Source organism: Alphaproteobacteria bacterium (assembly GCA_024244705.1).
Taxonomy (GTDB): domain Bacteria; phylum Pseudomonadota; class Alphaproteobacteria; order JAAEOK01; family JAAEOK01; genus JAAEOK01.
Window position 1 is genome coordinate 158,252 of sequence record JAAEOK010000098.1, and the last position, 13,226, is coordinate 171,477.

Genomic DNA, 13,226 nt, shown 5'->3' on the forward strand with positions numbered 1-13,226 from the left:
CGGACACGCCTTTCGCACGGGCGCCGACGAACGCGGCGGTCATTGCCGGACGCCGTCAAGACAACCATATGAACATGCGCGATATAAGCCGCCGGAACCGGCCCCGCGGGCGGCCTTGGGGTGCGAGATAACACAGCGCGTGTGCGGAACGAGGGTGAAAACTGGTTCATCAAAGACTGACCCGTTGAATCGCATGAGCGCCAAATCCCTCGCCCTTCGATTGAGTTATCCGTTGGCGATGTTGGGCGCCTTCACGGCGTTCGGCCTATTGATGTCGCTGACCGACATCGTCTGGATCGCCGCCTATGGCGCCGGATTGTTCGCCGCCATCTGGGTCACCGGGCATGAGTTGAGTTTCCCCCATCGCATCGAATGGACGCCGAGCCGCCAAAGCATCGCGACCGATGCGGCCTATATGATCGGCGTCCAGGTTCTCCTGGCGAAGGGCCTCGCGATTGCCACGGTGGCGGCATTGACGATTTGGTGGACGTCCGACGGCGGCGCGCCGAGCCGGTTATGGCCGCATGACGGACCGATCGTTCTCCAGGTCGTGTTGATGATCTTGGCGGCCGATTTATTCCGCTACTGGCTGCATATCGCCTGCCACCGCCTCGCCCCGCTGTGGCGATTGCACGCGGTCCACCACTCGGTAAAACAATTGTACTGGTTGAACGTCGGGCGATTTCATCCCTTCGAAAAATCGATTCAGTTCGTGTTCGATACCCTGCCCTTCATCGTCCTGGGTGTCGCCGACGAAGTCGTCGCTCTCTATTTTGTCTTCTACGCCGTGAACGGCTTTTTTCAGCATTCCAACTGCGATGTCAGGCTCGGCATTCTCAACCAGATCGTCGCCGGGCCGGAATTGCACCGCTGGCATCATGCGTTGGACCTTGAGAAGGCGAACCACAATTATGGCAACAACCTGATCGTCTGGGATCGATTGTTCGGCACGCGTTACCTACCCGCCGATACGGCGGTCAAAGAACTCGGCTTGGATGAGCCGGCCTATCCGCAATCGTTTCTCGGACAGATGCTCGCACCATTTCGAAACAAGGCGCCGGGAACGCAGCGGTGATCCCCAATTTCTTGTCGGCCGCCGCGCTGGGCCTCGCAATGACCGCCGTCCGGTGGACGAGCTGGCGACGATTGATGGCCGCCAGCAAACAGCCAAGTGACGCACAGGCAGCTGTCCTGCGATCGATCCTAAGACGCCAGGCGGAAACGACGTTCGGCCGCGAACATGGTTTTTCCACGGTCGCCGATCACGCCGATTTCGCCCGCCAGGTCCCGGTCCAGACCTATGAGACCTTGGCCCCGCTAATCGCTCGCCAACGCACGACCGGCGAGCCCGCCCTGACGATGGAGCCGCCGGTACGCTATGCACGGACCAGCGGCACCACGGGCGAGCCCAAACTCCTGCCATTGACCGCCGGCGGCATCGAACAGGCGCGACGGTTGCAGCGCGTCTTCGCATTCCCGCTGTTTCGCGATACCGCCATGTTCGACGGCAGGATCCTGGGTATCGGCGGCGCGGCAATCGAAGACGAAGTCGATCCCGGCCTGCCGATCGGATCGGTCACCGGGCACATCTATGCGACCATGCCATGGCCGGTGCGGCGCAAATATGTGCTCCCGAGCGAAGTCTTCGGGATCGAAGATTACGACCAAGAATACTATACGATTGCCTTGCTGGCCCTCGCCGAGAGAAATTTGACCGGCATCGCCACGGCCAATCCGTCAACGATCGTTCGCGTCATTTCGACAATCGCCGAGAGGTGGGAGGATTTGCTTGCCGACATAGAAGCGGGGACGATTTCGGACAACGCTCTGCTCTCCACCGCCCAGCGCACGGCGATCCTAGGGCGGATGATTTCCGACCCGGAGAGAGCCGATACGCTGTCCGCGCGACGCCGGTCCGGAACCCCGGTCATGATCAAGGATCTGTGGCCCGACCTCAGAGCCGTCGTCACGTGGACGCGGGGAAATTCGGCCATTCCCTTGGCTGCGCTCAGCCGACAATTCCCGGCCGCCACCAAAGTCATAGACGCCGGCTACATCGCCAGCGAACTGCGCGCGACGATCGCGGTCAATCCGTCGGAAGACGGCACGATGCCGCTTTTGAATGAACATTTCTTGGAATTCGTCGAGCGCAACGAGCGCGGATCCGGGGGCGGAGATTTCAAAACCGTCGACCGCCTGGAAGGCGGGCGCCAATATTATGTTTTCGTGACCACCGGTGATGGGCTCTACCGCTACGACATGAATGACATCGTAGAGGTGACGGGCCGGTTCAACGCGACGCCGCTTCTGTCATTCGTGCAAAAGGGGCAGGGCATAACCAACATCACCGGAGAAAAGCTTTCGGAAGCGCAAGTCATCGAAGCGGTGACCGCGGCCGCGAAGCAATTTTCCTTGAGCCCGGCATTTCTCCTGATGCTGGCCGACGCCGAGCATGCGACCTACCGCCTCTATGTCGAGGCGGAGGCCGGCCGGCCGGCGACGGATGAATTCGCCGGGATCGTCGAGGTGCAATTGCAGGCGCTCAATATCGAATATCGCGAGAAGCGCCGAAGCGGCAGACTGTGCCCGGTCGTCTGCCGCTGGCTCCGTGTCGGGACGGCGGCGGACTATCGTCGATTTTGCGTCGCCGGCGGACAGCAGGACGCCCAGTTCAAAATACTGGCATTGCAAAATCGCCGGGATCTGACCTTCGACATAGATCGCCACGTGGCATCGGGAATATGAGACTCGCGGCCCTTGAATTGCGCCGATTCGCGGTCCGGTTTCGCACCCCCGTGGCCCACGCGGCCGCGACCCGCCGGCAGACGAGCAACATTATCGTCATCGCCCGGGGCGCCGACGGATCCGTGGGCTTCGGCGAGGGCTGTCCGCGGCCCTACGTGACCGGGGAGAGCGAGCACAGCGCCGCTTCCTTCGTTGCCGCGGCCGCCGATGATGTGATCGCCAACGTCACCGATCTTGACGATCTCCGCGCGTGGATCGACGCCCATGAAGCGGATATCGATGACAACCCCGCCGCGTTTGCGGCTTTGGAGCTGGCGATACTCGATTTGCTGGCGCGGCAGGATACACAACCCGTTGAGACGCTTCTTGGCCTACTTGGACCAACGCGGGCGTTCCGCTACTCGGCGGTGGTCGGAGACAGCAGCGCGACGAAACTGGTTTTGCGCCTGCTACGATATCGCTTGGCGGGCTTCGCCGATTTCAAGATCAAGATAATCGCCGACGCGACACGCGACCGCAGAAAGGAAGCGCTCCTGCGGCTGATCCATGGAACCGGATGTCGCCTCCGGGCGGATGCCAACAACGCCTGGTCGGACGCCGAAGGCTTTATCCGCGATCTCGGTCCAATGAAGGACCTGTTCGTTGCGATCGAAGAGCCGGTCAAGGCCGGGGACTTGGATGGCTGCCGGTCCATCGCCAAGGCGCTTCGGGTCCGCATCGTCCTCGATGAGAGCCTCTGCAGATTGGCTCAGGCCGAGGCGCTTTCGCGGGATCCCGAAACGTGGATTGCCAACATCCGGGTGTCAAAAATGGGTGGCCTCATTCGTTCGCTGAGGGTCGCCGATCGGCTGGTATCGATGGGCGTGACCCTGATCGTGGGCGCCCAGGTCGGCGAGACGAGCCTGCTGACACGAGCCGGCCTGGCCGTCGCGGCAGCGCATCAAGAGCATCTATTCGCGCAGGAGGGCGCCTTCGGCACCCACTTGCTGGCGCACGACCTTTGCGACCCGCCAGTGATGTTCGGCCGCCGCGGATTGTTGGCCGACGCCGGGGCGATCTTGAAGCGACCGGGATGGGGGGTCGAAGTGCGGCAGGAACGTCTCACCGATTGACCGCGGCGCGGGTCTGTCGCGGTTACTCGTAGAGTCCTTCGCCTAGCCCTCGATGACACCAAAGGCCCGCGCCCGCTCGAGCAGTCGCCTGGCGTTGTGCACCGACGGAACCTCAATCAGATTTCCATCCACTTCGACCCGGTCGACACCGTCGGCGCGAGCCCGTTCGAAAGCGGTGACCATCGCTCCGGCTCGATCGACCTCGGACTGGCTGGGCGTCAGGATTCGGTTGACGACGACGGCATGCGACGCCATGACCGCGCTTTTCGCGGTGTAGCCGAGACGGCGCGCGGTCCTGGCCTCGGCTTCGACACCGGCCTCGTCGGACCAGGTATAGGGACAATCCACCGACACCACACCGGCGGCAACGCATTCGAGATGGAAGCGCGCCCTGACATAGGCCAGCTCCTGTCCGTCGCGGCCGCGCTCGGCGCCGAGGTCGGCGGCCATATCCTCGCTCGCCACCAGACAGGCGGTGACGCGCGGGCTCGACACGGCGATCGCGTGGGTCTGCATCAGGCCCTGGGCCGATTCGATATTGGGCAACAATTCGGTGCTGCCGGAGGGCAAGCCAAAGCGATCCTCGAGGTCGGTCACCGCGCGGTCCAAATCGCGCACCTGTTCCGGTGTCGAAACCTTGGGCAGCGCGACCAGGTGGGGGGCCGCCGCCATCACCGCCTCGAGATCATCACACCCGCCGTCCCAGAACGGATTGATCCGAACGCCGGCGACGGCCTGCGCGGCTTTCCAGGCGGCGACGACTTCGCCGCACAGCGCCCGGGCCTCGCCGCGCCGGCCGCGGGGCACGAAGTCCTCCATCTCCTGTATCAGGACGTCGGCCTGCGAAGCCGGCCCGGAAAGTAGCATTTCCCGCTCGGCGCCGGGCACGAACAGCCAGCTTCGTCGCAGGGCCGGCGGTCGGCGATCACGTTGATTTGCATTTGACATCGGCCTCATTCCCATAATTTGTAGGGCAGTATTTCTCGCCGCCAAGAAGATTGCCCGCGCAGACCAATGTCGCCGCAACCGCGTTCGAAATCCAAGACCCATTCGACCTCGATCCGGCACCGCCGGATGGTGATCGGCGGCGGCATCGTCCTGGTTATCGGCCTGGCCGTCGGTTTCTGGGTTGTCTATCAGGGTCTGAGCGAGGATTTGCGCATCCAATGGGCGCGCACCACGCCGCCTTTTGTCGGCGATCTCGCCGTCGCCAAACCCCGCGGAATAGTCTTGCCGCGCGCCGCCGACGCCGCCGAATTGCTGGCCGTCATCGACCTCGATGCGGTCCGCGAACAGGGCGCCACGGTGCCGACATTTTACCTCGCCAAGATCCCCGATGACCTGCTCGAGTTCGCCGAGAGCAACGACCAGAAGCAATTGTTCTTCAAGTTCATGTTGCCGATCGTGCTCAAGGTCAATGCCGAGATCGCCCGATTGCGGGACCGGCTGCTGTTCATCAAGAATCGCCGCAACGGTGTCCTATTGCCCGAAGACCAGGAATTCATCGATCGCCTGGGCGACTGGTACGGCGTCAAGGACGGCGACCTCGACGAGCTGATCCGCCGCGTCGACGCGGTGCCGCCGTCGCTGGCCCTGGCCCAGGCCTTGGAGGAAAGCGGCTGGGGCATGTCACGCTTTGCGCGGATCGCCAACGCTTTGTTCGGCCAGCATGCGTTTCGGCCCGGCCGGCCGCAAGTGCCGCATCCGGTCGACGGGACGCCGCCGATCCGAGCGTTTCCCGATCTCATCAGCTCGATCAGCGCCTATATGCACAACCTCAATACACACAAGGCCTATGAGGAATTCCGAGCGCTGCGCGGACAGGCGCGGGATGGGGGCCAACCGCTCGACGGCAATATGCTGGCGGCGGCGCTGGTCCGTTATTCCGAGCGCGGCGAAGACTATATAGCGACAATCCAGAACCACATCGCCGCCAACCGGTTGAAACAGTTCGACAAAGCAAGCCTTGCCGAGTAGCTGCCGACGGCCGACGTTTCCCACGCGGCCACCTCCTTGGGGCTTGATCTCGAACCGGCGGCGTCCCAGATTAGAGGCCATGCGCCCACGCGCGGCGCCGAGGAGATTGCCGATGTTCATCCAGACCGAAGCCACGCCGAATCCGGCGACATTGAAGTTCTTGCCGGGACGCGCCGTACTTGAGAATGCGACCGCCGACTTTCCGGATGTGGATTCGGCGGCGCGATCGCCGCTGGCCGAACGTCTGTTTGAAGTCACCGGCGTGACCGGCGTATTCCTGGGCGCCGATTTCATCACCGTTACCAAGCAACATGACAGCGACTGGCAACTCCTCAAGCCCGCCATTCTCGGCGTAATCATGGAGCATTTCACCGCCGGCCGGCCGACCCTTCTCGACGCCGCCGAGGCGGTCGACGAGGCGCTCGACGACGATCCGGTCATCGTTCAGATCAAGGATCTGCTGGACACCCGCGTCCGTCCGGCGGTGGCGATGGACGGCGGCGATATCGTCTTCGATCGCTTTGAGAACGGGGTCGTCTATCTGTACATGCAGGGCGCCTGTGCCGGTTGCCCGAGTTCGACGGCGACCCTGAAGATGGGGATCGAGAACATGTTGCGCCACTACATCCCCGAGGTCATGGAAGTCCGTCCCGTAATGTAGTGTCGCCGATCGGCGCCGCGCCAATCGGCGGCGGTCACTCCATCGGCTGCGCCGGCGCGCTGTCCGAAAGCAGCGGATAGCCGCCGAACGGAATTCGCCGCCATGATGATCCTTGCCTTACACTGTGCCACGGCCTCCTGCTCGGTCGCGCTATGGCGTGACGGGCGGGTGGTGGCCGATCGCTTCGAAGCCATGGCTCGCGGGCAGGCGGAGGCATTGGTGCCGATGATCGTCGCGACGATGGACGCCGCCGGCTGGGACTACGGTGATCTCGATCGGTTGGCCGTGACCATCGGACCGGGGACGTTCACCGGGCTTCGCATCGGATTAGCGACGGCGCGCGGCCTCGCCTTGGCCACCGGGCTGCCGCTGCTCGGCATCACCACATTCGATGCGATCGCCTTCCGCGCCGAGCCGGAAGACACCGTGGACGGCGCTTTACTGGTGGCCATCGAATCGAAGCGCTCGCCAATCTATGTGCAACGCTTCGTCGACGCTCGGACACCGGTTTCGGTGCCGGCCTTGATCGCGCCGCAAGACCTCGCCCGCTGGGTCGACGGCCGCGCCCAAGTTGTCATCGGCGATGCCGCCGTCCGGGCCGCCGCCGCCCTCCGAGCCGATGGCGTGCCGGCGACAGAGTCGGCGGCGCCGTCGGAGCCCACGGCCTCGGCGGTGGCGGCGATCGCGGCAAATCGGGACGTGGCCGCTGACGCTCCCCTGCCGCGGCCGCTCTATCTCGCCGAGCCGCAGACCACACTGCCGCCGCCAGACCCCCGCCGCGCCGTCCGATGACGGTCCGTATCATCGACTTGAACGCCACCGCCGCCGGTCCGATCGCCGACCTGCACCGGCTTTGCTTTGATGACGGGTGGAGCGCCGATGCCGTCGACCGGATACTCGGCCTGCCCGGCGTCGCGGCACGCCTGGCGGTAGACCCCGGCTCGGCCTCGGCGATCGGCTTTGTTATTTGGCGCAACGCGGCAGACGAAGCGGAAATTGTAGCGCTTGGCGTCGCACCGGTTTCGCGCCGCCGGGGCATCGCCGGAAAATTGATCGCGGCGGCCGAATCCGAAGCCGCTGCGGCCGGCGCGCGGCAATTGTTTCTCGAAGTCGCCGACGACAATGTGGCCGCGTGCGCCCTCTATGCCAATCGCGGCTATCGCCAGGTCGGACGACGGTCCGGCTACTATCGCGACGGCGACGGGCGGCCCCGCGATGCCCGGGTCATGATGCGCGCGCTTGATGCGGACGAGCGCGGTGATGTGGGCGGCGGTGAACGCCCACCGACACCATTCGCCGACTGAGAAGAGCGGGGCATGACCGACCGCGACGCGCGGAATCTGGAGGTTCGCGGCGGATACCGTGAGCAGGCGGGGGAATCTGACTTCACCTATGCGCGACCTTGATTATCCTTTATAATCCCAGCCCTTGTCGCCCACCGATTCCAGGAATCAATGCGATCACGAATTGAACAGCTGTGCGTCGATAAAGGCTTGAAGATGACCGAGCAACGACGCGTCATCGCGCGCGTCTTATCCGAATCGGAAGATCATCCGGATGTCGAGCAGGTTTATCGGCGAGCAACCGAGTTCGATTCGAATATCAGTATCGCGACCGTCTACCGGACGGTGAGGTTGTTCGAGGAGGCAAGCATCCTGACGCGTCACGATTTCGGCGATGGACGCGCCCGCTACGAGGAGCTGCCCGAACAACATCACGATCATCTGATCGATCTCAACACCGGTGAGGTTATCGAATTCAGCAGCGTCGAGATCGAGGCGTTGCAGGAGCACATCGCGCGCAACCTGGGCTACGAGCTCGTCGACCACCGGCTCGAGCTTTATGCACGCAAGATGAAGTCGCCATGCGGGGCCGAGTGAGTGGCGCAATGATAGTCGAAGGGGTCACATGACAGCTGCAGAAGAAAGTGGCATTCCTATGGAATCGACTGCCCCATCGGAGACCAAGACCGTTCACGTCCGTTCCGGCAACCTCGAAATGCGGCTCGCCCAGACGACGGATGAAGTCGCGGCGGCGCAAGCCCTGCGTTATCGGGTGTTCTACGACGAAATGAAGGCCCAACCGACGCCCGAGATGGCGGCGCAGCACCGCGATTTTGACCATTTCGACGCTTATTGCGATCATTTGCTGACCATCGACCACGACCGCGGCACGGGGCCCGAATCGGTTGTCGGCACCTATCGGCTGTTGCGTCGCGAGGCGGCCGATCGCGCCGGCGGGTTCTATACGGCGGACGAATTCGACATCGACAAGCTGTTGGCGATGCCGGGTGAAATTATCGAGCCCGGGCGTTCCTGCGTCGATGCCGCCTACCGCAACCGGCCGACTCTTTCACTGCTTTGGAATGGACTCGCCGCCTACTGCCTGCATTACGGCGGCACCTTGTTCTTTGGCTGCGGTAGTCTGCACAGCACCGATCCGGAAAAGCTCGCCGTGCCGTTGAGCTACCTCTACCATTATCATTTGGCGCCGGAATCGATGCGTCCGCGCGCGGTTCAAAGCCGCTATGTCGATATGAACATACTGCCGCGGGAAAAGGTTGATCCGCGCAAGGCGATCGCCGAATTGCCGCCGCTGCTGAAGGGCTATCTGTGGGCCGGTGGATTCGTCGGCGACGGCGCCGTGATCGACGAGCAGTTCAATACCGTTGACGTCTGCATCGTCGTCAAGACCGACCTGGTCACCGATCGGTATCTCAAACGGTTCGCGGGCAACGAATAGAACCTTGTTTGGTCAGACTGAAACACTATCGCATTTAGCCGGCCGCGGTGACGCGCCGCGGGAGCGGCGGCAGAGCGAGGCCGCGCTTCGACCGACCGCGGTCCGCGTCTTGGTAGCGGTTGCGGAGAGCTCGCTCGGAGTGGGCGGAGTGTTCCGCTTTCCGGCGCCGGCGCACTAGGAACGCGATGCCCTCGTTCTTTCTCGCAACCGGACGCCTCACACTCTACGCATCGCTGACCGCGATTCTGGTGCCCATACAATTGGTGGCTATGGCCTTGAACCTGCCGCTGAAGAAGAAGGTTCCGTTCTTCTACCACGGTATGGTTTGTCGAATTCTCGGAATTCGGCGGATTGTCCGCGGCCGGATGTCGACCGTCCGGCCGACCCTATTCGTGTCGAACCACAGTTCCTACATGGACATCGAGGTGCTCGGCGCCGTCATCAACGGTTCATTCGTGGCCAAGAGCGAGGTCGCCGACTGGCCGGTCTTCGGAACCTTGGCGAAACTCCAGAATACGGTCTTCGTCGAACGCCGACCGCGTCAGGTCGGAGCGCAGCGCGAGGTCATGGCCGCGCGCATCGCAGTTAAGGAAAACCTTATCCTTTTCCCCGAAGGAACGAGCAACGACGGCAACCGGACTCTGCCCTTCAAGAGCGCACTGTTCAGCGTCGCCGAACTCGAGCACGAGGGACAGCCGATCACCGTGCAACCAGTCAGTATCGCTTATACCCACCTCGATGGCATACCGTTGGGACGCGATCTGCGCCCGCTCGTCGCCTGGTATGGGGATATGGACCTCGCGCCACACCTATGGACATTGGTCGGGCTTGGGCGGCTGACCGTTCGAATCATCTTCCATGAACCGGTAACGATGGCGGATTTCAGCTCCCGCAAGGCGATGGCGGAATATTGCTACCGGGTCGTTGCCGGCGGCGTCGCGGCGGCACTCTATGGCCGTCGGCAGCCCGAGATCGAGCTTCAAGCGGCGGCATGATCGCGTCATCAATCCGCTTGACTCCGGGTTTCGCCCTGATAGGGTGCGCGCCCTCTCAACAGGACGGTGCGACCGGTAAGTGCGGGGAACGCTCGTGACCAAGCGCGTGTTCATAAAGACCTATGGCTGCCAGATGAACGTCTACGATTCGGCGCGCATGACGGATATCCTGCGCTCGCTCGGCTACCAGCCCGTAGACCGCCCGGACGGCGCCGACATGGTCATCCTCAACACCTGCCACATCCGCGAGAAAGCGGCGGAGAAGGTCTATTCGGAATTGGGCCGACTGCGGCCGCTGAAGGTGGAACGCCGACGTCGGGGTGGCGATATGATCGTCGCCGTCGCGGGGTGCGTGGCGCAAGCCGAAGGTGAGGAACTGCGCCGGCGCGCGCCCTATGTCGACATTGTTTTCGGGCCCCAGACCTATCACCGGCTGCCGGAAATGATCGCCCGCGCCGCCCGCACCGCGGGCGGCGAAGCGGTGCTCGATACGGAGTTTCCGGTCGAGAGCAAATTCGACCTCCTGCCGCGCCAAATCGGCCCACGGGGGCCGAGCGCCTACCTGACCATTCAGGAGGGTTGCGACAAGTTCTGCACATTTTGCGTCGTCCCTTACACCCGCGGCGCCGAATTTTCGCGGCCGGTCGCCGACATCGTCGCCGAGGCTGAACGTCTTGTCGCCGCCGGGGCTCGCGAGGTCACGCTGCTCGGTCAGAACGTCAATGCTTATCACGGCGCCGCGCCGGCCGACGGCGGCCAAAACGAGTGGCGACTCGGGGCGTTGGTCCGCCGCGTCGCGGAGATCGACGGCCTCGACCGTATCCGCTACACGACGTCGCACCCACGTGACATGGATGACGACCTGATTGCCGCCCACGGCGACGTACCGGCGCTGATGCCATTCCTGCACCTTCCGGTCCAGTCGGGCTCCGACCGGATCCTGGCGGCGATGAACAGGCGCCACACGGCGACCGATTACTTGCGGACCGTCGACCGGCTTCGCCGGGCCAACCCCGATCTCGCCCTGTCGAGCGACTTCATCGTCGGCTATCCGGGCGAAACCGACGACGACTTCGCGGCGACGATGGCGCTGATCGAGCGGGTGGGATTCGCGCAGGCCTATTCCTTCAAATACAGTGCGCGGCCCGGAACGCCGGCGGCGCTCGATGTTCAGGTTCCCGAACACGTCAAATCGGCGCGGCTCGACGCCTTGCAAAGCCTCCTGGGACGGCAGCAGGACGCCTTCAACGAAGCGCTGATCGGCCGTACCGTCGATGTGCTGTTTGATCGCGCCGGGCGTCATAGCGGCCAGTTGGTGGGCCGCTCGCCATACAACCAGGCGATCCATGTCGAGGCGCCCGAAACCTATTATGGCGATATCGTCCCTGTCACCATTCTCGATCGCACCACGCACAGTCTGAGGGGTATCATCGCCAGCCCTTCGGCGAGCGCGGCGACAGCCAGTGCGGAAAGGACCTCTGCTTGACCAGCGCGATCGCGGCCACCCACGACAATCCCATTTTGCTGCAATTCGATGACAACAGCTTGCTGCCGCCCTTGTTCGGCGAGCATGACGAGCATCTGGCGCGCATCGAAGCGGCGCTCGGCGTTTCGGTGACGTCCCGCGGCAACCGGGTCGCCATCACCGGACCGGCGGATTCGGCGGATCTTGCCCGGGTCGCGCTTCAGCGCCTGTATCGCCGCCTCGAAGACAACCTTGCCGTCGACGCCGCCGAAGTCGATGCGGCGATCCGATTGGCCGGTCACAGCCAAGCCACCGGTGGTCCGGGCGGAGATCTCACGGTGCGGACACACAAGCGCCAGGTTTCGCCGCGATCGCCGGCACAAGCCGCCTATATCTCGGCGCTGAGGGACACCGAGCTGGTATTCGGACTGGGCCCCGCCGGCACCGGCAAGACCTATCTTGCCGTCGCAACCGCGGTCGAGATGATGTCGACCGGGCAAATCGATCGCATCATCCTTTCGCGGCCCGCGGTCGAGGCCGGTGAAAGGCTTGGCTTCCTGCCCGGCGATGTGCGCGACAAAGTCGATCCCTATCTGCGGCCCCTTTATGATGCGCTGCACGACATGATGCCGTCGGACCACGTGATGAAGAGGCTCGATAGCGGAGAGATTGAAATCGCGCCTCTCGCCTTCATGCGCGGCCGCACGCTAAGTCACGCCTTCATTATTCTCGACGAGGGGCAAAATACGACCGCGGTTCAGATGAAGATGTTTCTTACCCGCATCGGCGAAGGGTCGCGAATGGCGGTAACCGGGGATCTGAGCCAGATCGATCTGCCGGCCGGCACAAAATCCGGGCTTCATGAGGCGGTTGCGGTCCTGGAAGGTGTTCCTGGCGTCTCGACTATCCGTTTTACCGACGCCGACGTCGTACGGCATTCGCTGGTCACTCGGATCGTACGCGCCTACGACGAGGCCGAACGGAACCGATCGTCGGGAGACGACAGGACGTGACCGTTTCCGTCGACGTGACTATCCCCTGTGGCGACTGGCGCCAGCACCTGCCTCAAGCAACGGCGATTTGCCGCGCCGCCGCCCGTGCCGCCGTGGGTGGGAGTGTCGCCGCACCCCGCGGCGGAAACCTGGAAGTGAGCATCGTGCTCGCCGACGATCAATTGGTGCGGGCGCTCAACCGCGACTACCGCGGCTTCGACAAGGCGACCAATGTGCTGTCCTTTCCGTCCGACAAACTGGACTCGCCGCCGTTAACCGAACCGTTGCTTCTCGGCGATATCGTGCTCGCCCATGAGACGATTATCCGCGAAGCCGGGTCGCGTGGGATCAGCATTCGCGATCACGTGTCGCACTTGGTTGTTCATGGCGTTCTGCACCTATTGGGCTATGATCATGAACGGAACAGCGATGCCGAGGCGATGGAGCGGGTCGAGGTTCGCATCCTGGCCGGGCTCGGTATCGGCGATCCATATCGGGTTGTTTCCATGCCCGCATTGGAGGCATAAGATCGGCCAC

The 13,226-nt window shown here is 63.4% G+C and carries 14 protein-coding genes; 13 read left to right on the forward strand and 1 reads right to left on the reverse strand.

What is annotated here, in order from left to right:
* Positions 1-193: 193 nt before the first annotated feature.
* The 3 genes from GY791_18740 to GY791_18750 are packed head-to-tail and all read left to right on the forward strand — an operon-like array spanning position 194 to position 3,857.
* Positions 194-1,075 (forward strand): sterol desaturase family protein, encoded by an 882-nt coding sequence (locus GY791_18740; protein ID MCP4330465.1) that lies wholly within the window; start codon positions 194-196, stop codon positions 1,073-1,075.
* On the forward strand, positions 1,072-2,745 hold the full coding sequence (locus GY791_18745) for a GH3 auxin-responsive promoter family protein (GenBank protein ID MCP4330466.1): 1,674 nt from the start codon (positions 1,072-1,074) through the stop codon (positions 2,743-2,745). The genes GY791_18740 and GY791_18745 overlap by 4 nt, the downstream gene beginning before the upstream one ends.
* Entirely contained in the window at positions 2,742-3,857 is a 1,116-nt protein-coding gene (locus tag GY791_18750; GenBank protein MCP4330467.1) for a hypothetical protein, read from the forward strand. The genes GY791_18745 and GY791_18750 overlap by 4 nt, the downstream gene beginning before the upstream one ends.
* A 42-nt stretch (positions 3,858-3,899) precedes the next feature.
* Here the strand turns inward: GY791_18750 and GY791_18755 are convergent, their stop codons facing one another.
* The gene (locus GY791_18755) at positions 3,900-4,805 is read right to left on the reverse strand and encodes a CoA ester lyase (protein ID MCP4330468.1); all 906 of its coding nucleotides are present in this window, start codon (positions 4,803-4,805) and stop codon (positions 3,900-3,902) included.
* Positions 4,806-4,871: 66 nt separating this feature from the next.
* Between GY791_18755 and GY791_18760 the strand changes: the two genes are divergently transcribed.
* The 10 genes from GY791_18760 to ybeY all read left to right on the forward strand — a co-directional run bounded on the left by GY791_18760 (position 4,872) and on the right by ybeY (position 13,216).
* Positions 4,872-5,834, forward strand: a complete 963-nt coding sequence (locus GY791_18760) for a hypothetical protein (GenBank protein ID MCP4330469.1) — start codon at positions 4,872-4,874, stop codon at positions 5,832-5,834.
* Between the two features lie 112 nt (positions 5,835-5,946).
* Positions 5,947-6,495, forward strand: a complete 549-nt coding sequence (locus tag GY791_18765) for a NifU family protein (protein ID MCP4330470.1) — start codon at positions 5,947-5,949, stop codon at positions 6,493-6,495.
* A 102-nt stretch (positions 6,496-6,597) separates the two neighbouring features.
* Complete coding sequence (gene tsaB, locus GY791_18770; protein ID MCP4330471.1) at positions 6,598-7,287, forward strand: tRNA (adenosine(37)-N6)-threonylcarbamoyltransferase complex dimerization subunit type 1 TsaB; 690 nt, start codon at positions 6,598-6,600, stop codon at positions 7,285-7,287.
* Positions 7,284-7,799 (forward strand): GNAT family N-acetyltransferase, encoded by a 516-nt coding sequence (locus tag GY791_18775; protein ID MCP4330472.1) that lies wholly within the window; start codon positions 7,284-7,286, stop codon positions 7,797-7,799. Before tsaB ends, GY791_18775 begins: the two co-directional genes overlap by 4 nt.
* 150 nt (positions 7,800-7,949) lie before the next feature.
* Positions 7,950-8,375 (forward strand): transcriptional repressor, encoded by a 426-nt coding sequence (locus GY791_18780; GenBank protein ID MCP4330473.1) that lies wholly within the window; start codon positions 7,950-7,952, stop codon positions 8,373-8,375.
* A gap of 58 nt (positions 8,376-8,433) precedes the next feature.
* Positions 8,434-9,237: a GNAT family N-acetyltransferase gene (locus GY791_18785; protein ID MCP4330474.1), complete on the forward strand. Its 804-nt coding sequence runs from the start codon at positions 8,434-8,436 to the stop codon at positions 9,235-9,237.
* 185 nt (positions 9,238-9,422) lie between these two features.
* The gene (locus GY791_18790; protein MCP4330475.1) at positions 9,423-10,232 is read left to right on the forward strand and encodes a 1-acyl-sn-glycerol-3-phosphate acyltransferase; all 810 of its coding nucleotides are present in this window, start codon (positions 9,423-9,425) and stop codon (positions 10,230-10,232) included.
* 94 nt (positions 10,233-10,326) lie between these two features.
* Positions 10,327-11,718: a tRNA (N6-isopentenyl adenosine(37)-C2)-methylthiotransferase MiaB gene (miaB, locus tag GY791_18795; GenBank protein ID MCP4330476.1), complete on the forward strand. Its 1,392-nt coding sequence runs from the start codon at positions 10,327-10,329 to the stop codon at positions 11,716-11,718.
* Positions 11,715-12,710, forward strand: coding sequence for a PhoH family protein (locus tag GY791_18800; GenBank protein MCP4330477.1), 996 nt, complete (start codon positions 11,715-11,717; stop codon positions 12,708-12,710). Before miaB ends, GY791_18800 begins: the two co-directional genes overlap by 4 nt.
* A complete protein-coding gene (gene ybeY, locus GY791_18805; GenBank protein MCP4330478.1) occupies positions 12,707-13,216 on the forward strand; it encodes an rRNA maturation RNase YbeY in 510 nt (169 codons plus the stop codon). The genes GY791_18800 and ybeY overlap by 4 nt, the downstream gene beginning before the upstream one ends.
* The last annotated feature ends 10 nt before the right edge of the window (positions 13,217-13,226 follow it).

Excerpts from the sequence above, each read along its gene's own strand:
- GY791_18740 (MCP4330465.1), top strand. The coding sequence starts at position 194 with ATGAGCGCCAAATCCCTCGCCCTTCGATTGAGTTATCCGTTGGCGATG.
- GY791_18750 (MCP4330467.1), top strand. The coding sequence starts at position 2,742 with ATGAGACTCGCGGCCCTTGAATTGCGCCGATTCGCGGTCCGGTTTCGC.
- GY791_18755 (MCP4330468.1), bottom strand. The coding sequence starts at position 4,805 with ATGTCAAATGCAAATCAACGTGATCGCCGACCGCCGGCCCTGCGACGA.
- GY791_18760 (MCP4330469.1), top strand. The coding sequence starts at position 4,872 with ATGTCGCCGCAACCGCGTTCGAAATCCAAGACCCATTCGACCTCGATC.
- GY791_18765 (MCP4330470.1), top strand. The coding sequence starts at position 5,947 with ATGTTCATCCAGACCGAAGCCACGCCGAATCCGGCGACATTGAAGTTC.
- tsaB (MCP4330471.1), top strand. The coding sequence starts at position 6,598 with ATGATGATCCTTGCCTTACACTGTGCCACGGCCTCCTGCTCGGTCGCG.
- GY791_18775 (MCP4330472.1), top strand. The coding sequence starts at position 7,284 with ATGACGGTCCGTATCATCGACTTGAACGCCACCGCCGCCGGTCCGATC.
- GY791_18780 (MCP4330473.1), top strand. The coding sequence starts at position 7,950 with ATGCGATCACGAATTGAACAGCTGTGCGTCGATAAAGGCTTGAAGATG.
- GY791_18785 (MCP4330474.1), top strand. The coding sequence starts at position 8,434 with ATGGAATCGACTGCCCCATCGGAGACCAAGACCGTTCACGTCCGTTCC.
- GY791_18790 (MCP4330475.1), top strand. The coding sequence starts at position 9,423 with ATGCCCTCGTTCTTTCTCGCAACCGGACGCCTCACACTCTACGCATCG.